The following is a 16,031-nucleotide window of genomic DNA, read 5'->3' as shown; positions in this document are numbered from 1 at the left end:
GGCCGATTTGACGCCCGGCGCGCGTCGGGCCAGTTTGCCACCATGACGGCTTCGCCCACATCCCAGAACGACCGCCCTGCATGGCAGGCGACGGTCCTCACGCTATTTCCGGACATGTTCCCGGGACCGCTCGGCGTCAGCCTGGCGGGCAAGGCGCTGGCCACCGGCCTGTGGGCTTTGGCGGCGCGCGACATCCGCGACTCCGCCACCGACCGGCACCGCAGCGTCGACGACACGCCGGCCGGCGGCGGCCCGGGGATGGTGCTGCGCGCCGACGTGCTGGCGACCGCGATCGATGCGGCCGAGGTCGCCCCCGACCGCCCGCGGCTGCTCATGAGCCCGCGCGGTCGGCCATTGACCCAGTCCTTGGTGCGGGAACTCGCGGCCGGGCCGGGCCCTCTGATCGTCTGCGGCCGGTTCGAAGGCGTCGACCAGCGGGTGATCGAGGCACGCAATCTCGAGGAAATCTCGATCGGCGATTTCGTCCTTTCGGGGGGCGAAATCGCTGCCATGGCGCTGATCGATGCCTGCGTCCGGCTGCTGCCGGGGGTGATGGGCAAGGCCCAATCGGCCGCCGAAGAAAGCTTCTCCGCCTCCCTACTAGAATACCCCCAATATACCCGCCCGCAGCTCTTTGAGGGCCGCGCGATCCCGGAAATCCTGACCTCCGGCGACCACGCCAAGGTTGCGGCCTGGCGGCGGGCCGAGGCAGAGGCCCTGACCCGGGCACGGCGGCCGGATCTCTGGGCCGCGCATGGCGATGCGGCAGCCGGCAGAAAAAACAAGACAGACGGGTGACAAACGCCCACCTTTGCCGTATAGGAGCGCCCAATCCGAGAAGTCGCAGGATAAAGGACGACCGCGCAGGCCCGCGCTTTCCTTAAAGCCGCCGGGCGCGCCGCCGATGGAGATTTAGCCGTGAATCTGATTCAACAGCTCGAAAAAGAGCAGTACGAGAAACTCGCTGCCAAAAAAGAAATCCCGGATTTCGCGCCCGGCGACACCGTGATCGTCAACGTCAAGGTGGTTGAAGGCGATCGCACCCGCGTGCAGGCCTATGAGGGCGTCTGCATCGGTCGCTCCGGCCATGGCATCAATGAGAGCTTCACCGTGCGCAAGATCTCCTACGGCGAGGGCGTGGAGCGCGTGTTCCCGGTGCTGTCGCCGATGATCGACTCGATCAAGGTGGTGCGCCGCGGCAAGGTGCGCCGCGCCAAGCTCTATTACCTGCGTAACCTGCGCGGCAAATCGGCCCGCATCGTCGAGAAGCAGGACAAGCAGGACCGCGCCGCCGCCGTCGGCGAGTAAGCGGCACAGTTCTTCAAGATTTGATCAAAGCGCGGGGCCGGCCCCGCGCTTTTTTGTTGCGACCTCCTGCCGTCATTCCGGGGCGCGCGCGAGCGCGAATCCGGACTCTCGCGCCACAACCTCTAGATTCCGGGTTCGCTCGCCTTGCGAGCGCCCCGGAATGACCGAGGACCAATCGCCCGGTCTTCGCAGCGGCAGCGATTCCAAACGCATATCGCGCTTCCAAAATCGCGTGCTATATAAGTCTGAAATGGTTCTAAACCCTACCAGCATGGCCTGCCGGCGCGTCGTGATCGACGATCGCTCGCGCCTGCCTGGGCGTTTCTTCGGCCGCTTCGCGACCTCCGCCACGTCGGAACTTACGCGCGCGTTTTGACGCTAGCCGATTTCGTTTGACCGGCGCGCTGTCGCGCCTCAATCACTCACAACAAGTCCCGCCTGGAGCTGATGCTCATGTCCAAACCGACTACACTGTACGACAAGATCTGGAACGACCATCTGGTGCACGAGGCCGAAGACGGCACCTGCCTGATCTACATCGATCGTCATCTCGTGCATGAGGTGACGTCGCCGCAGGCCTTTGAGGGCTTGCGCGTCGCGGGCCGCAAGGTGCACGCGCCGGGGAAGACGCTGGCCGTCGTCGACCACAATGTGCCGACCACCGATCGCAGCAAGCCGAATCCAGATCCTGAAAGCATTGAGCAGATCAAGGCGCTGGCGCAAAACGCCAAGGACTTCGGCATCGAATATTACGACGAGTTCGACAGGCGCCAGGGCATCGTCCATGTGATCGGCCCTGAGCAGGGCTTTACGCTGCCCGGCACCACCATCGTCTGCGGCGACAGTCACACCTCGACCCACGGCGCGTTCGGCGCGCTGGCGCATGGGATCGGCACCTCCGAGGTCGAGCACGTGCTCGCCACGCAGACGCTGATCCAGAAAAAGGCCAAGAACATGCGCGTGACCGTCGACGGCAAATTGCCCGAGGGCGTGACCGCGAAGGACATCATCCTCGCCATCATCGGCGAGATCGGCACGGCGGGCGGCACCGGTTACGTCTTGGAATATGCGGGCGAGGCGATCCGGTCGCTGTCGATGGAAGGCCGCATGACCGTCTGCAACATGTCAATCGAAGGCGGCGCGCGCGCCGGCCTCGTTGCGCCTGATGAGAAAGCGTTCGATTTTCTGCGCGGCCGCCCAAAGGCGCCGCAGGGGGCGGCGTGGGACGCGGCAATGCGTTACTGGGAAACGCTCCGCTCCGATGACAACGCGCATTTCGACCACGAGATCAGGCTGGACGCGGCGAGGCTGCCGCCCATCGTCACCTGGGGTACCTCGCCCGAGGACGTCGTCTCCGTCACCGGCATCGTTCCCGATCCCGATCAGATCGAGGATGAGGCCAAGCGATTCTCCAAGCATCGCGCCCTGAAATATATGGGGCTGACGGCGGGGACGAAGATCACCGACATCAAGCTCGACCGCGTCTTCATCGGCTCCTGCACCAATGGCCGCATCGAAGACCTGCGCGCGGCGGCCAAGATCGCCGAAGGCAAGACGGTGAATGCCAGCGTCAATGCGATGATCGTGCCCGGCTCGGGCATTGTGAAGGAGCAGGCGGAAGCCGAGGGTCTGGACAAGATCTTCATCAAGGCCGGCTTCGAATGGCGCGAGCCGGGCTGCTCCATGTGCCTTGCGATGAACCCGGACAAGCTGAGGCCGGAAGAACGCTGCGCTTCGACCTCGAACCGCAACTTCGAGGGCCGCCAGGGCTTCAAGGGCCGCACCCATCTGGTGTCGCCGGCGATGGCCGCGGCCGCGGCCATTGCGGGGCATTTCGTCGATGTGAGGGATTGGCGCTAACCATCTTTTCAAGTCGACAGGCTTTCGCAACAACTCCTTAAACAAGCGCCCGCAGGCTTGAGGCCCGGGACGCGAGGCGCTTCGGCGCAAGGAGTGACGATGGCGAGCAAGCCTGAATATGTCGACTTGATCAGGGATGCGACGCGGCAGAACCGACGCCGCGTCGAGGCCCGCGTCGTCAAGCGCGTGATCGAACAACCCGAGGAGCCGCCGCAACCAGAGCGGCGGCTCAGCAATTGGCCACCCGGCCGTTTCGCGCAGTGGCGTTTGGAAAACCTGACGCCCTGGAAGATGAAGCTGAAGGGTTGGAAGTTCAAAGACTGGGTTTAGCGGCGCATCCCATGATTCCGGGGCGATGCTTTCGGGATCGCTGCGGAATGGCGTCCGCGACCATAGCCAGCGCAAAAAGGCCCGCCAATGGCGGGCCGATTGTTGGTCAGACGAGAAAGCAAAGACCGGGCTGATCGTCAGCGCCAGTGGTGGTGGTGCCAGTGGCGGCGATGCCAGCCACGGTGCCAACCGCGATGCCAGTGAGGCCGATGCCAATGGCGGTGATAACGCCAATGCACCTCGGTGGTCAGCCTCGTTCCGTCCTGCACGGCCGACACTGCCGCTGGGTTGCTCAACGACAATGCCTGCGCGCGCTCGACCGGAGCGCTCAACACCAGCAATGCGCCGAGACCGGCAAGCCCCAAGATCTTTGTTACGTTCATTCCTGTTCTCCACCCAATGTCGTGACGACGACGCGTGATTGCGCGACGCGGTCACGATTCGGATTTTTGGCTTTGCGAATTGAACGGTGAATGAACGCTTGCGCCGCAAAGATGCCAGCTTCGCCGCTGACATCCTCGCGACGTGCACCCAGTGGAGCTTGCGACGTTAATCGTTGAGACGCTAGCCGGGACGCCAGTAGCAGCTCATGCGCGGCACGATCACGGTGCCGCTCGGCCGATATTCCTGCACATAGGTCGCGTTGCATTCGCGCACCGCATTCGGCCCCGGAAAATAGCGCGGAGCGACCTCGGGCGGTTCCTGGTAATTCGGGTAAACGCGCAGCCGCGCCGTCGGCCGGCGCACGTGCCGCGGTGCGGGCTCATCCGGCGGAGCCGCTTGCGCCATGCGAAGATCAGTCGTCGCGCTTTGCGCATGGCTCTGCGCCGCAGGGAGCACGAGCGCCCCCGCCAGAACCATCAACACCGTCGCCCCGATTGCCTTCATCGCGTCCACCCAGACTCGCCTCTGGCCCAAGCTTCTAGCATCCGCGTTCCCTCCCAGCCAGTCCCGTCACAAAAGCGAGGTGCCAAGTCGCGGCAGGCGCGCTAAACAGAGCGGCCATGTGGACCGATTTGAAAGCCCCCTCGCTCGCCGACATGGAAACCATGGCGCACGAACTGTTCGAGCGCCTGCCTGCGCGGTTTCGCGACCTTTGCGAAGGCGTGATCATCCGCGTCGACGATTTTCCGACCGACGAGGTGCTGGACGAGCTGGAATGCGAGAGTGAATTCGACCTGCTCGGGCTGTTCCAGGGCGTGGGCCTGCCGCATCAGAGCCATGCCGATATCGCGCGGCTGCCCAACATGGTCTGGCTCTATCGCCGCCCGATCCTGGACTATTGGGCCGAACATGAGGAGCGGCTCGGCGATATCGTCCGCCACGTGCTGGTTCACGAAATCGGCCACCATTTCGGGCTGTCGGACGACGACATGGCCGAGATCGAGGCCGCGGCAGATTAGCCTTTATTATTGGGCGTATTCACGATAAATCATCGGCCTGTCCCAGAACCCACCCGGGAAGTGCAACGATGGAAAAGTTTACCACGCTGGAAGGCGTCGCGGCGCCGCTGAAGATCATCAATGTCGACACCGACATGATCATTCCCAAGCAGTACCTCAAGACCATCAAGCGCACCGGGCTCGGCAAGGGGCTTTTCTCCGAACAGCGCTACAAGGACGACGGCAGCGAGAACCCGGATTTCATCCTCAACAAGCCGGCCTATCGCAATGCCAAGGTCCTGGTCGCCGGCGACAATTTCGGCTGTGGCTCGAGCCGCGAGCACGCGCCCTGGGCGCTGCTCGATTTCGGCATCCGCTGCGTGATCTCGACCTCGTTCGGCGACATTTTCTACAACAACTGCTTCAAGAACGGCATTCTGCCGATCCGCGTCAGCCAGGAGGATCTCGACAAGCTGTTCGACGATGCCGAGCGCGGCTCGAACGCCACGCTGACCATCGACCTGCCCAACCAGGAGATCCGCGGTCCTGACGGCGGCAAGGTGAAGTTCGAGATCGATCCGTTCCGCAAGCATTGCCTGATCAACGGGCTGGACGACATCGGGCTCACCCTGGAGAAGAAGTCCTCGATCGACACCTATGAGGCCAAACTCCAGCGCGAACGCGCCTGGGCGTGATCCTTTTGCCGGCTTCGCCTGCGGGAGCGCGATGACGATTCAGCTTCATCTCATCGCGCCCTAGCTGACGCATGTTGCCCGACATCGTCACCTTCTGGCACGGTCCGCTGGATCCGATGCGGCAGACCTGCCTGCGGTCGCAGATTGCGGCCGGCCACAAAGTCACGGTCTACAGCTTCGATACCATTCCGGGCCTCCCGGAGGGCGTCGGCAATACCGAGGCCGAGGCGATCCTGCCGCACGCCTTTTCGGAGAAATTGCGCCCCGCCCAGCCCGACGGGAGCTGGCGCGACTGGACGACCCTGCAGTTCAGCGATTTCTTCCGCATGCGCCTGATGACGGCTCGCGCGGGGCTGTGGCTCGATGCCGACGTGCTGCTGCTGAGACCCGTCGAGATCGATCCCGCAAAGCCCTATTTCGCCTGGGAACGGGTGCACCTGATCGGCAACTCGGTGCTCTATCTGCCGCCGAACGATCCGATCGTCGGTGCGTTCGAAAGGCTGATGGCGCAGGACGAGCTTGAGCCGGACTGGCTCGCGCTCCGCCATCGCCTCACCTTCGCATGGCATCGGCTGACCGGCCGATCCAAGCGGATCTCCGATATCCGCCTTGCGCTCTACGGTCCCGCCGCGCTCACGGCGCTGGTGCGCCGTTATGACGAGCTGCGCTGTGCTCTGCCGCGAAAATCGTTCTATGCGGTTCACGACAAGCCAAAGCGCTTTTTCGAGCCGTCCGACTTTTCCGCTCTCATCAACGATCCCGATATCATCGGGTTTCACTTGTCCGCCAAAGGCCGCGCCAAATTGCCGCCGGTCGCGGGGAGCCTCTATGCCTGGGCGGTTGACCGCTTCGGCACTGGTACCTGCAAATCGGCGGTTTGATCCAGCGCAACGGGGCGTCGATCCGGTCGTGGTTTATTGCGATCATGACCGGAGGCGATCATGACCGCGCACAGCAAGCCATATCCGAGGATCGAGCAGTTGCTGAGCACATTCGCCGATTGGCTCAAGCATCGCCGCGAGCTGAACGAAATCCGCCAGCTCGACCGCAACGAGTTCGCGCGCATCGCCAGCGATCTGAGAGTTTCCCCCGACGACCTCGACGAGTTGGTTCGCCAGGGACCGCATGCCGCGGATGAGCTGCCGCAGCTACTCAAAACGCTCGGCATCGACGAGGGCGATCTCGCCAGCAGCGCGCCGCTGCTCCTGCGCGACATGGAGCGCGTCCTGCGCGCTATGCCAGCACAAGCGGGAGTGCGACCACGATCTCGACGCCCGAACGGCGCCCGAGCATTATCGAGACTATTGCCTCAATGCGCCGACGATCGAGCAACTCGGCAAGAACGTGAAGGCTGCCTAAAGCGCGATGAGATCGAGTTGAAGCGTCATCGCGCTTTAGCTCTTTAGATTGAGCATGATCTTTTCGGAAAACCGCTCCACACTTTTCCGGATCATGCTCTAATTCCCCATCGCCGCGATCGCATCGGCGATCGCGATGGTCCGCTTAGCCATCTCGGCGTGGAGCCGCTCGACCATTTGCCCGTCGAGCGAGATCGCGCCGCGGCCGGCATTTTCCGGCAATTCAAAGGCCGCGATGATGCGGCGCGCCTGCGCCACCTCTTCCGCCGGGGGCGTGAAGATGGCGTTGCAGGCCTCGATCTGGCTCGGGTGGATCAGCGTCTTGCCATCGAAGCCGAGATCGCGCGCCTGCCGGCACTCCGCCGCAAAACCCTCGACATTGGAAAAATCGCTGTACGGCCCGTCGAGCATTTCGATGCCATGCGCCCTTGCGGCGAGCATGCAATGCGTGATCATCGGGATCATCGTGGACCGCCCCGGCAGCATTTTGATACGCGTTTCCCGCGAAATGTCGTTGGGTCCGAACACGAAGCCGGCCAGGCGCGTCTTGGGGTCACGCGCTGCGGCCGCGAGTTCATCCGCATGCAAGACCGCGCGCGCGGTCTCGATCATCGCCCAGACAGCAAGCGAGCTTTCCGCGCCGGCCTCGGCCAAGCGCGACCCGACGCTGTTGAGGTCGTCGACGCTGGAGATTTTCGGCACCAGAATGCCGTCGGGCCTGGCCTGCGCCGCCATCGCGATGTCCTCGCGCCAGTAGGGCGTGTCCAGGGCGTTGATGCGGATCAGGATCTCGCGCTTGCCGAACGGCTTGAGCTTTAGGGTTTGCGCGATCTGCTCCCGCGCCTTGGCCTTCGCGTCCGGCGCCACCGAATCCTCGAGGTCGAGGATCAAGCCATCGGCCGGCAGGTTTCGCGCCTTCTCCAGCGCCCGCGCATTGGATCCCGGCATGAACAAGAGGCTGCGGCGCGGACGGGTCATGGCTTGGTTTCCTCTGATATTGGCTGGGAGCCGAGGCGATATCATTTTGCCTGCCCAATCGAAAGGCTTGTTCAGCCTCACCGTATTGGGCTATGCGATTGGGCCATGATCACGTTTCCGAACAAGCTGCTCGAGGGCTATCGGGCCTTTCGGAGCAATCGGCTGCCGATCGAGCAGTCGCGCTATCAGGAATTGTCGGTGCGCGGCCAATCGCCCGAGGTCATGGTGATCGGCTGCTGCGATTCTCGGGTATCTCCGGAGGTTATCTTCGACGCCGGGCCCGGCGAGTTGTTCGTGGTGCGCAACATCGCGAACCTCGTGCCGGTCTACCAGCCCGACAGCGCGGCGCACGGCGTTTCCGCGGCCCTGGAATTTGCCGTCAGCGTGCTGCACATCAAGCATATCGTGGTGCTGGGACATGCCCAATGCGGCGGCATTCGTGCCCTCATCGACAAGAGCGAACCGCTGTCGCCGGGCGACTTCATCGGCAAATGGATGGCTATGTTCATCAAGCCCGGCGAAGTCGTCGAGCAACGCGCGCACGAAACGATACAGCAGTTCACGGTGCGTATCGAGAAGGCGGCGGTGTTCCGGAGCCTGGAAAACCTGATGACCTTTCCCTTCGTCCGCACGAAAGTCGAGAGCGGCCAGTTGCAATTGCACGGCGCCTATTTTGGCGTGGCGGAGGGCTCGCTGTTCGTGTTGGACAAGCAGACGAAGGAATTTAGGAGCGCGGCGGGCAGCGAACTGCCGTAGCTGCGTAGGGTGGGCAAAGGCGCGCAGGCGCCGTGCCCACCAACTCAAAGCACGCGTAAAGGGTGGTGGGCACGCTTCGCTTTGCCCACCCTACGGCGCTACTCCCCCCTCTCCGCCGACCAGCGGTCGGACAGCGCGAGCAGGAGCGCCGAGATCACGAACACCAGATGCACGGCGACCAGCCAGGTCATCCTGGTGGCGTCGAAGGCCGCGTCGATGTTCAAGAAAGCCTCCAGCACATGGATCGCGGAGATCGCGACGATCGAGGCCAGCAGCTTCTGCTTCAGCCCCGCGAAATCGATCATGGTCATCCATGTCGGCCAGTTCCGATTGCCGCTGGTATCGATACGCGAGACAAAATTCTCGTAGCCGGAGAACACCACGATCAGGATCAGGTTGGCGACCAGCGTTACATCGATCAATGACAGGGCATCGAGGATCGTGTCGGTGGACTTCGCGCCGGGAGCATGCAGGATGAACTCCCAGAGCATCCTGATGAACTTGAGGAACAGCACGGCGAGGCTGACGACGAGGCCGACATAGAAGGGAGCAAGCAGCCAGCGGCTGTTGAACACCGTGACTTCAAGGGCCCGCCCGATGCCCCTCAGCACCGGATGTGGCCTGGAAGGGACCGTCTGCTCAGACATGTGCTTCCGGCTCCCTCCCCGACCCGCCTCAGGCCGCCTTTTTCTTGGCGGTGAGCAGCTTGCGGTTGACCAGCACCTCCGCGATCTGAACCGCGTTCAGCGCGGCACCTTTGCGCAAATTGTCCGACACGCACCACAGAGCGAGGCCATTCTCCACCGTCGCATCCTCGCGGATGCGGCTGACATAAGTGGCGTCCTCGCCGGCCGCCTCGTAAGGCGTCACGTAACCGCCGGGCTCCTGTTTGTCGATGACGAGGCACCCGGGCGCCTTGCGCAGGATGCTGCGCGCTTCATCTGGCGTGATCGGCTTCTCGAACTCGATATTGACGGCTTCCGAATGGCCGACAAAGACCGGCACGCGCACGCAGGTCGCGGAGAGCTTGATCTTGGGATCAAGAATCTTCTTGGTCTCCGCCATCATCTTCCACTCTTCCTTCGTGTAGCCGTCCTCCATGAACACGTCGATCTCGGGGATGACGTTGAAGGCGATACGCTTGGGAAACTTCTTATTGATCAGCTCGTCATTGGTGTAGACGGCCTTGGTCTGCGAGAACAACTCGTCCATCGCATCCTTGCCGGCGCCGGAGACCGACTGATAGGTCGCCACCACCACGCGCTTGATGGTCGCCGCATCGTGCAGCGGCTTTAACGCGACCACGAGCTGGGCCGTGGAGCAGTTCGGATTGGCGATGATGTTCTTCTTGGTAAAGCCGGCGGCCGCATCCGCATTCACCTCGGGCACGACCAGCGGCACGTCGGGGTCCATGCGCCAGGCCGAGGAATTGTCGATCACGACGGCGCCGCTGGCCGCGATCTTCGGCGACCACTCCTTCGACACCGAACCGCCGGCCGACATGAGGCAAATGTCGACGTCGGAAAAATCGTAATGTTCGAGCGCTTTGACCTTCAACGTCCGGTCGCCATGGGAGACCTCGACGCCGACGCTGCGGCGCGACGCCAGCGCCACCACCTCGTCGGCGGGGAATTTGCGCTCGTCCAGAATGGTGAGCATTTCCCGCCCGACATTGCCGGTCGCGCCGACCACTGCGACTTTGTAACCCATCATTCACTCTCCGACGAAAAATGCCTGCCCTCGGCTTGCTGCGGATAGAGAAGCGGACGCGCTTCTATGCGAGAAATAGCCTCAACACAACGTTACCATGCCGCCCGCGCCTTTCATGCGACCGTCTGGGGCCGATCCGGCCAGTTCCCCGTTCTCGACACGATTCGATCCGGCGCTGACGAGCTTTGCCGATGAAATCTGCGCCATGGTGGCGCGCTTGTTCGCCTATGTGGGGACCTTGGCGCTGGTCGCCATCCTCGCCGTCCATTTTTGGGAGCAACTGCCTGACATCTCGGGCTCGCGAGAGGCGCCCCGGTCGGACTGGAGCGTCGCCGACCGGTCGGCACCCGCCTTCGCCCTGAGCGTTCTCAATCCGGACGAAAAATCAGGTACTTACACCATCCTTAGGCACCCGCAGGGCGGCCGCAGGGATATCTTCCGCTGGATCGGCGAGGCCGATCGGCCGCTGGCCGAGCTCGAAATCTACCGGTTCGGCGGCGAGGCCTTCTCCGCGCTGCCGCCGCTGGCCGATCTTGCCGCCCGCATGCCCGTCGGCCGCGCCGATTTGGAGGCCGCCGGCGTGATCGAGAGCAAATTCGGTCCCATTGCGCTGCTTGCGCGCGAGAACGTCCGGGATGGCGCAGGCGCGTGCCTGGGCTTTTTCAAAACGCACGATGATGCCGCCTTGCGCCTCTCGGGCTGGTCCTGCCAGGGCGATGGCCTGCCGGCGCGACGCAGCGCGATTGCCTGCATGCTGGACCGGCTGACGCTGCTCAGCGCTGGAAACGAGCCGAAATTGGCCGAATTGTTCGCGCGCGCCGAGCTCAGGCGGCAAGGCTGCGGGCCGGCCGGCGCAACGGCGGCGTCCGACTGGATCACGGAGGCGGACAATCCGCATCTGCGCGGTGCGCTTTGATCGGCTGCAACTTTCGCTAGCAGGCGCGCATTATGTTCCAAGGTGTGGCCGGATTGACCTTGTGGGGATCGCCCGCCAGCAGATAAAGTGCAAATCAATCAGAGAATTGGCCATCCGCCTGGCTTGCAGTTCAAGGACGTCATGATGAGAAGGAAATTCGGAGCCGTTGGTCTCGCGCTGTTTTTGGCAGCGGGCGCCCTTGCAGCCACCGGCGTTGCCCCGGCCAACGCCGAAAAACTGAAATATGACAGGGATGGCCGTGTCACCTATGGCCCGGGCGGTCCCAACGTGGTCGTCCAGCAGGGCCCGCATACGCGTCTCTATATTTCCAAGCGCTCCTGGCTCGATGCCGGCACCGAGGTGCTGCCTGGCGACCGCAAGTTCACCGACTATGCCTACCCGCCGCAGCTCGGCTTCCCGTCGTTCGCGCGCGAGAACAACAACCGCCCGATCGATCGAGCGCCGCTCAACCCGCCGTCTGATCTGGGTGGTTGGTACCCGACCACGTTCCCGCTGTATTGAGGCTTAGGGTCGTCCCGGCGGAAAGCCGGGACCCTTAGCGCGAGCGCCTGGGCTGGTCGCGATACCGCGGAATCCATCAGTAGACTGACGTCATGGCCGGGCTCGTCCCCGGCCATTCACGTTTGTCGCGCCGAAAAGGAAGACGTGGATGCCCGGGACGAGCCCACGGCTGTCCGGTTGAGAGTTAGCATAGAGCAAGGCTCATCTGTTGCTGATCTTGAAGGATCGGTGGCGGATCGAGCAGATTGTGGATTGATCTGCGGTGCAAGAGGTTGGCGCGGACCAACCTGGCGAAGACGAGCGGGCTTCGGACGGCTTTTGGGCAGCTTGAGCCAGACGTAGCAGCAGGAAGGCGATCAGAGCGACGGCGATCTGGATGCGCACCGCATTCTCGGAGGCGCCGACGAAGCGGGTGATCTTCAAGGTTTGCTTGACCCAGCGGAAGAACAGCTCGATGGCCCAGCGCCGGCGATAGAGCTCGGCGATTTCCTCGGCGGGGGCATCGAGATCGTTCGACAGGATGCGCAGGACCTTGCCGGTGTCGGTCCTGACCCGCACCTCGCGCACGGCATCCTGCATCGGATTGCGGCGGCTCTTGGCCTGGCGCGCGGGCAAGAAGCCGATACGGTCGGAGAGGATGTTGCTGGTGGGAACGACCGCAAGCTCCTCGATGACGTCCAGCGGCGTATTGGATTTGAAGCGGGTGACGATCCGGCATCCGGCGGCATCAAGCGCGGCCCACCAAAGATAGTCGTAATAGCCGAGATCGAAGACATAGGTCGCACCCGGCTCGACCGGCATCTGATGGGCTGCCGTGATATCGTTGACATTGGCCGCGGTGACCGCCGCATAGATCGGCTGATCGGCGTCGGCGTCGTAGATCACATGCACCTTGGCGCCGCAGACGCCGGCCGAAAACTGCGCCCAGTCGGCACTATATCTGTTCAGCCGCACGCTGGTGGCATCGATCAGATAGACCGCCTCGGCCACCTTGCGGCGCAAGCCACGGTGGGCCTGCTTCATCATCAACTCCAGCAGCCCGGTAAACACCGTGAAAGGCCGGTTGGCGTTGGCGTCGGACAAAGTTGATCGCCGGACCGGCGCTGCGCCAAGGTGGTAGAGCCGCGCCTCATGGCTCGAAAGAGCCGTCACAATCTCGCGCAGCCCCGCCGCCCCCGAAAGTTGGCCGTACAGCAATGCCAGGAACTGCACCTTGGTCGGCAGCCGCCGCACGCGCGCATCCGCATCATCTCCTTCCACAAGCGCTTCAAACCGATGCCACGGCACGAGCTTCAGAACCTCGCGGAATACTGTATTGTGATGCGGCATGGCGCTGATCTCCTGTCGTGTCCCGGAACGCTTGCAGACGTCCAGAACAGACTAGAATCAACGCCATGCCCCTTGTCCACAAATTCTAAACCGGACAGCCGTGGGTCAAGCCCGGGCATGACGAGAGACAGGCGCCTCTGCCTCCCTACGCGTAAAGCCTCTCCAGCTCCTTCAGGATCGCCTCGCCCATCTGCGCCGTGCCGGCGGGCTTGGTGCCTTCCGACTTGATATCGGCCGTGCGCAGGCCGCTTGCCAGCACCGCGGCGATCGCCGCGTCGAGCTTGTCGGCGAGCGCGCCCATATCGAAGGAATAGCGCAGCGCCATGCCGAAAGAGGCGATCATCGCGATCGGGTTGGCGAGCCCCTTGCCGGCAATATCGGGGGCCGAGCCGTGCACCGGCTCATACAGCGCCTTGCGCTTCTTGCTTCTAGCGTCGACTTCGCCGAGCGACGCCGACGGTAGCATCCCGAGCGAGCCGGTGAGCATCGCCGCGATATCGGAGAGCATGTCGCCGAACAAATTGTCGGTGACGATGACGTCGAACTGCTTGGGCGACTTCACCAGATTCATGCCCCCGGAATCGGCGAGCTGATGTTCGAGCACGACATCCCGGTATTCGCGGTCGTGGACCTGGGTGACCACCTCGTTCCAGAGCACGCCCGTCTTCATGACGTTGCGCTTTTCCATCGAGGTCACCTTGTTGCGGCGCTTGCGCGCGAGATCGAAGGCGACGCGGGCGATGCGCTCGATCTCGTAGGTATCGTAGACCTGGGTGTCGACCGCGCGCTTCTGGCCGTTGCCGAGGTCGGTGATGGTTTTGGGCTCGCCGAAATAGACCCCGCCCGTGAGTTCGCGCACGATCATGATGTCGAGCCCCTCGACGACATCGCGCTTGAGGCTGGAGGCCTCCGCCAGCGCCGGGTAGCACAGCGCGGGCCGCAAATTCGCAAACAGCCCGAGATCCTTGCGCAGGCGCAGCAGGCCGGCCTCGGGCCGCACGTCGTAGGGAACGCCGTCCCATTTCGGGCCACCGACCGCGCCGAAGATCACGGCGTCCGCAGCTTTCGCCTTCGCCATGTCGCCTTCGCTGATCGAGACTTTGTGCGCATCATAGGCTGCGCCGCCGACCAGGCCCTGCTCGGTCTCGAATTGCGCGATGCCCCTGGCATTGAGCCAATCGATCAGGCGCTTCACCTCCGCCATCACTTCGGGGCCGATGCCATCGCCGGGCAGGAGCAGCAGTTTGTGGGTGGGCATGATGTTCTCCTCGCGCACTTCGTCACGGCCGGGCTTGTCCCGGCCATCCACGCCTTTGGATCGAGCTCGAAAGAAGACGTGGATGCCCGGGGCAAGCCCGGGCACGACGATCAAACGGAAAATCCGCGCGGAGTGCTAAAGCGCCATTGCTTAATTGGCAAGACACCATTGCCGCTCCCACCGCTGGGCAAAGCCGGCTCCGCCTGCGACTATCCGTGGCGTCGGAGTATCCCTTGCACGCCCCTCAACCTTCCTTGACGCCCGCGCGGGCTGCGCGGCTCATCCTCACCCTCTCCCTTGCCGCAACCGTTGGGCTCGGCATCGGCCGCTTCGCCTATGCGCTGGTGCTGCCGGACATGCGCGATTCCCTGCACTGGTCGTATTCGGCGGCCGGTTTCATGAACACGATCAATGCCGCCGGCTACCTCGCCGGCGCGCTGTTGGCCTCGCACCTGGTCAGGCGTTTCGGTTGGTCAGCCGCGCTGCGAGGCGGAACTCTCGTCAGTCTCGGCGCGCTCGCGCTCTGCGCGGTATCAGGCAATTTCGTCGTGTTGAGCTTTGCGCGTCTCGTCGGCGGCTTCGCCGCCGCGGCCGGTTTCGTCGCAGGTGGCGCCCTGGCCGCCCAGATTGCACAGTCCCATCCCGAGCGGGCGAGCTTCCTACTCAGCCTGTTTTACGCCGGTCCGGGACTTGGCATCCTCGCCTCAGGTCTGGTTGCGCCGTTCGTCCTGCAAGCCTTTGGCGCGGGATCGTGGTGGATCGTGTGGTGGGCGCTGGCGGCGCTTTCGACCCTGCTGACCATTCCGCTGTTGCTCGCGCCGATCGAGAGCAAGGCCGGCATCACCGACACGTCGCGGGCGGCGTTTTCGGTGTGGCCGGTCGCGATCTATCTCGCCGGCTACTTCCTGTTCGGCGCGGGATACATCGCCTACATGACGTTCATGATCGCCTATGTCCGCGATCTCGGTGGTGGCGCGCTGGCGCAGGCGGCGTTCTGGAGCCTGATCGGCCTCTCTGCCTTTGCCACGCCCTGGGTGTGGCGCGGCACACTGGCGCTTGACCGCGGCGGGCTGGCGACGGCGATCATCCTGGCTTTCAACACGTTTGGCGCGGCCTTGCCGATCTTCGGTCACTCGACCGCCCTGCTCGCGCTGTCGGCTGTCGTCTTCGGCGTCGCCTTCTTTGCCGTGGCCGGCTCGACCACCGCCTTCGTGCGCCTCAACTACGCGCCATCCGCCTGGCCGACCGCAATCGCGGCAATGACGATTGCCTTCGGCATCGGCCAGACACTCGGACCTTTCGTGGTCGGCGCGATTACGGACGCGCTCGGCAGCCTGAGTTATGCGCTGAATATTTCCGCTGCCATGCTGGCGCTCGGCGCGATCGCCTCGGCGCTTCAGAGGAAGCTTTAAAATGTGACGGCGTCATTCCCGGGCGATCGCAAAGCGATCGAACCCGGAATCCAAAGACTGCGGGTGCGAGATTCCGGATTTGCGCTCGTGCGCGCCCCGGAATGACGACACATTAGTCGTCCGTGAAAATGAGCCGAGGCCGTTGAGCGGGAATCGGTTTTTGGCGCCGGTTGCGGTTTTGAGATTGCAAGCTTTCGAGGGTTGAGGCCTCGAAAGC

At 63.5% G+C, this 16,031-nt stretch carries 18 protein-coding genes and 2 pseudogenes; 13 read left to right on the top strand and 7 right to left on the bottom strand.

Annotated features, from left to right (window positions below; genetic code table 11):
• The first annotated feature begins 42 nt into the window (after positions 1-42).
• From trmD to P6U23_RS01610, 5 genes are all read left to right on the top strand, one after another.
• Positions 43-798: a tRNA (guanosine(37)-N1)-methyltransferase TrmD gene (gene trmD / locus P6U23_RS01630; RefSeq protein ID WP_407177883.1), complete on the top strand. Its 756-nt coding sequence runs from the start codon at positions 43-45 to the stop codon at positions 796-798.
• Between the two features lie 120 nt (positions 799-918).
• Entirely contained in the window at positions 919-1,308 is a 390-nt protein-coding gene (rplS, locus tag P6U23_RS01625; RefSeq protein WP_407177882.1) for a 50S ribosomal protein L19, read from the top strand.
• Positions 1,309-1,468: 160 nt separating this feature from the next.
• Complete coding sequence (locus P6U23_RS01620; protein ID WP_407177881.1) at positions 1,469-1,684, top strand: hypothetical protein; 216 nt, start codon at positions 1,469-1,471, stop codon at positions 1,682-1,684.
• A 77-nt stretch (positions 1,685-1,761) separates the two neighbouring features.
• The gene (leuC, locus tag P6U23_RS01615; protein ID WP_407177880.1) at positions 1,762-3,168 is read left to right on the top strand and encodes a 3-isopropylmalate dehydratase large subunit; all 1,407 of its coding nucleotides are present in this window, start codon (positions 1,762-1,764) and stop codon (positions 3,166-3,168) included.
• 99 nt (positions 3,169-3,267) lie between these two features.
• The gene (locus P6U23_RS01610; protein WP_407177879.1) at positions 3,268-3,498 is read left to right on the top strand and encodes a hypothetical protein; all 231 of its coding nucleotides are present in this window, start codon (positions 3,268-3,270) and stop codon (positions 3,496-3,498) included.
• Between the two features lie 137 nt (positions 3,499-3,635).
• On the opposite strand, the gene P6U23_RS01605 is transcribed toward P6U23_RS01610, so the two are convergent.
• Together P6U23_RS01605 and P6U23_RS01600 are read right to left on the bottom strand one after the other, a co-directional pair.
• Positions 3,636-3,881: a hypothetical protein gene (locus P6U23_RS01605; protein ID WP_407177878.1), complete on the bottom strand. Its 246-nt coding sequence runs from the start codon at positions 3,879-3,881 to the stop codon at positions 3,636-3,638.
• A gap of 181 nt (positions 3,882-4,062) precedes the next feature.
• Entirely contained in the window at positions 4,063-4,359 is a 297-nt protein-coding gene (locus tag P6U23_RS01600) for a hypothetical protein (RefSeq protein WP_407181747.1), read from the bottom strand.
• 143 nt (positions 4,360-4,502) lie between these two features.
• On the opposite strand from P6U23_RS01600, the gene P6U23_RS01595 reads away from it, so the two are divergent.
• The 4 genes and pseudogenes from P6U23_RS01595 to P6U23_RS01580 all read left to right on the top strand — a co-directional run bounded on the left by P6U23_RS01595 (position 4,503) and on the right by P6U23_RS01580 (position 6,934).
• On the top strand, positions 4,503-4,901 hold the full coding sequence (locus P6U23_RS01595) for a metallopeptidase family protein (protein WP_407177877.1): 399 nt from the start codon (positions 4,503-4,505) through the stop codon (positions 4,899-4,901).
• Between the two features lie 68 nt (positions 4,902-4,969).
• Entirely contained in the window at positions 4,970-5,575 is a 606-nt protein-coding gene (leuD, locus tag P6U23_RS01590; protein WP_407177876.1) for a 3-isopropylmalate dehydratase small subunit, read from the top strand.
• Positions 5,576-5,646: 71 nt separating this feature from the next.
• Positions 5,647-6,456, top strand: a complete 810-nt coding sequence (locus P6U23_RS01585) for a hypothetical protein (RefSeq protein ID WP_407177875.1) — start codon at positions 5,647-5,649, stop codon at positions 6,454-6,456.
• A 60-nt stretch (positions 6,457-6,516) separates the two neighbouring features.
• Positions 6,517-6,934, top strand: a pseudogene (locus tag P6U23_RS01580) (hypothetical protein).
• Between the two features lie 98 nt (positions 6,935-7,032).
• Here P6U23_RS01580 and P6U23_RS01575 read toward each other — a convergent pair.
• Positions 7,033-7,911, bottom strand: coding sequence for an HpcH/HpaI aldolase/citrate lyase family protein (locus P6U23_RS01575; protein WP_407177874.1), 879 nt, complete (start codon positions 7,909-7,911; stop codon positions 7,033-7,035).
• 105 nt (positions 7,912-8,016) lie between these two features.
• Between P6U23_RS01575 and P6U23_RS01570 the strand changes: the two genes are divergently transcribed.
• Positions 8,017-8,667 (top strand): carbonic anhydrase, encoded by a 651-nt coding sequence (locus P6U23_RS01570; RefSeq protein WP_407177873.1) that lies wholly within the window; start codon positions 8,017-8,019, stop codon positions 8,665-8,667.
• Between the two features lie 98 nt (positions 8,668-8,765).
• Here P6U23_RS01570 and P6U23_RS01565 read toward each other — a convergent pair whose 3' ends face one another.
• Positions 8,766-9,314 (bottom strand): TIGR00645 family protein, encoded by a 549-nt coding sequence (locus P6U23_RS01565; RefSeq protein ID WP_407177872.1) that lies wholly within the window; start codon positions 9,312-9,314, stop codon positions 8,766-8,768.
• Between the two features lie 28 nt (positions 9,315-9,342).
• Positions 9,343-10,377, bottom strand: coding sequence for an aspartate-semialdehyde dehydrogenase (locus tag P6U23_RS01560; RefSeq protein WP_407181746.1), 1,035 nt, complete (start codon positions 10,375-10,377; stop codon positions 9,343-9,345).
• 115 nt (positions 10,378-10,492) lie between these two features.
• Between P6U23_RS01560 and P6U23_RS01555 the strand changes: the two genes are divergently transcribed.
• Entirely contained in the window at positions 10,493-11,293 is an 801-nt protein-coding gene (locus P6U23_RS01555) for a hypothetical protein (RefSeq protein WP_407177871.1), read from the top strand.
• Positions 11,294-11,437: 144 nt separating this feature from the next.
• Positions 11,438-11,815, top strand: a complete 378-nt coding sequence (locus P6U23_RS01550) for a hypothetical protein (protein ID WP_407181745.1) — start codon at positions 11,438-11,440, stop codon at positions 11,813-11,815.
• 184 nt (positions 11,816-11,999) lie between these two features.
• Here P6U23_RS01550 and P6U23_RS01545 read toward each other — a convergent pair.
• Both P6U23_RS01545 and leuB read right to left on the bottom strand, forming a co-directional pair.
• Positions 12,000-13,144 (bottom strand): annotated as a pseudogene (locus P6U23_RS01545) (IS4 family transposase).
• A gap of 145 nt (positions 13,145-13,289) precedes the next feature.
• Positions 13,290-14,402, bottom strand: coding sequence for a 3-isopropylmalate dehydrogenase (gene leuB, locus P6U23_RS01540; RefSeq protein ID WP_407177870.1), 1,113 nt, complete (start codon positions 14,400-14,402; stop codon positions 13,290-13,292).
• A gap of 233 nt (positions 14,403-14,635) precedes the next feature.
• Here leuB and P6U23_RS01535 point away from each other — a divergent pair, with 233 nt between their 5' ends.
• Positions 14,636-15,814 carry a YbfB/YjiJ family MFS transporter gene (locus tag P6U23_RS01535; protein WP_407177869.1) on the top strand — a complete coding sequence of 393 codons (1,179 nt, stop codon included), beginning with the start codon at positions 14,636-14,638 and terminating at the stop codon, positions 15,812-15,814.
• Positions 15,815-16,031 lie beyond the last annotated feature (217 nt).

The organism is Bradyrhizobium sp. STM 3562 (assembly GCF_045571435.1).
In the GTDB taxonomy this organism is placed as follows: Bacteria; Pseudomonadota; Alphaproteobacteria; order Rhizobiales; family Xanthobacteraceae; genus Bradyrhizobium.
This window is presented reverse-complemented; position numbering and strand designations above follow the sequence as displayed.

What these genes read in the sequence shown, in the direction of transcription:
- trmD (WP_407177883.1), top strand. Translation starts at nt 43, where the DNA reads ATGACGGCTTCGCCCACATCCCAGAACGACCGCCCTGCATGGCAGGCG.
- P6U23_RS01620 (WP_407177881.1), top strand. Translation starts at nt 1,469, where the DNA reads ATGACCGAGGACCAATCGCCCGGTCTTCGCAGCGGCAGCGATTCCAAA.
- leuC (WP_407177880.1), top strand. Translation starts at nt 1,762, where the DNA reads ATGTCCAAACCGACTACACTGTACGACAAGATCTGGAACGACCATCTG.
- P6U23_RS01610 (WP_407177879.1), top strand. Translation starts at nt 3,268, where the DNA reads ATGGCGAGCAAGCCTGAATATGTCGACTTGATCAGGGATGCGACGCGG.
- P6U23_RS01605 (WP_407177878.1), bottom strand. Translation starts at nt 3,881, where the DNA reads ATGAACGTAACAAAGATCTTGGGGCTTGCCGGTCTCGGCGCATTGCTG.
- P6U23_RS01600 (WP_407181747.1), bottom strand. Translation starts at nt 4,359, where the DNA reads ATGGTTCTGGCGGGGGCGCTCGTGCTCCCTGCGGCGCAGAGCCATGCG.
- P6U23_RS01595 (WP_407177877.1), top strand. Translation starts at nt 4,503, where the DNA reads ATGTGGACCGATTTGAAAGCCCCCTCGCTCGCCGACATGGAAACCATG.
- leuD (WP_407177876.1), top strand. Translation starts at nt 4,970, where the DNA reads ATGGAAAAGTTTACCACGCTGGAAGGCGTCGCGGCGCCGCTGAAGATC.
- P6U23_RS01585 (WP_407177875.1), top strand. Translation starts at nt 5,647, where the DNA reads ATGTTGCCCGACATCGTCACCTTCTGGCACGGTCCGCTGGATCCGATG.
- P6U23_RS01575 (WP_407177874.1), bottom strand. Translation starts at nt 7,911, where the DNA reads ATGACCCGTCCGCGCCGCAGCCTCTTGTTCATGCCGGGATCCAATGCG.
- P6U23_RS01570 (WP_407177873.1), top strand. Translation starts at nt 8,017, where the DNA reads ATGATCACGTTTCCGAACAAGCTGCTCGAGGGCTATCGGGCCTTTCGG.
- P6U23_RS01565 (WP_407177872.1), bottom strand. Translation starts at nt 9,314, where the DNA reads ATGTCTGAGCAGACGGTCCCTTCCAGGCCACATCCGGTGCTGAGGGGC.
- P6U23_RS01560 (WP_407181746.1), bottom strand. Translation starts at nt 10,377, where the DNA reads ATGGGTTACAAAGTCGCAGTGGTCGGCGCGACCGGCAATGTCGGGCGG.
- P6U23_RS01555 (WP_407177871.1), top strand. Translation starts at nt 10,493, where the DNA reads ATGCGACCGTCTGGGGCCGATCCGGCCAGTTCCCCGTTCTCGACACGA.
- P6U23_RS01550 (WP_407181745.1), top strand. Translation starts at nt 11,438, where the DNA reads ATGAGAAGGAAATTCGGAGCCGTTGGTCTCGCGCTGTTTTTGGCAGCG.
- leuB (WP_407177870.1), bottom strand. Translation starts at nt 14,402, where the DNA reads ATGCCCACCCACAAACTGCTGCTCCTGCCCGGCGATGGCATCGGCCCC.